The sequence below is a fragment of the Pseudoalteromonas sp. P1-7a genome, from assembly GCF_001401855.1.
Lineage (GTDB): Bacteria > Pseudomonadota > Gammaproteobacteria > Enterobacterales > Alteromonadaceae > Pseudoalteromonas.
The window spans coordinates 1-551 of the sequence record NZ_LKDU01000093.1; the positions used below are offsets into that span (position 1 = coordinate 1).

Annotated in this window: 1 protein-coding gene; it reads left to right on the forward strand. The window is 53.2% G+C overall.

The genetic code is table 11. The features are described 5' to 3' along the window. A partial coding sequence (locus tag AN389_RS19595; RefSeq protein WP_200911318.1) for an Ig-like domain-containing protein occupies positions 1-551 on the forward strand: 551 nt, incomplete at both ends.

Sequence of the window (551 nt, forward strand, 5' to 3'; positions counted from 1 at the left end):
GAAGTAGACACCATTGCGCCAACGCTTGAGTTAACCAGCCCAGGTTCAAGTAACGACGTAACCCCAACGCTAAGCGGCACCAGTGATGCGGTTGAAGGCACCGTGATCACCTTTACCGTTACCGATGACTTAGGGGTAGAGCAAACCTTTACCACGACTGTGGATGCGAGCGGCAACTTCTCAGTGGAAGTACCAAACGCATTGGCTGAAGGGCCTTACAGCATTGAAGCGACTATTAGTGATGCGGCGGGCAACAGCACTGATATCACCGGCAGCGGTAACATCGATACCACCGCACCAAGTGTGAGTGTGGATGCACCAGCGCTCACCAACGACAGCACGCCAACTGTAACGGGCACCAGTGATGCACCCAACAGCACCATTACAGTGACCTTTACCGATGCAGCGAACAACGTACAAACCCTAGATGTTCAAACCGATGTCAACGGCAATTGGAGTGCAACACCAACCAGCGACTTAGCAGAAGGCAACTACAGTGTTAGCGCCAGCATCACTGATGCAGCAGGCAACACGGGTACAGGCACAGACAA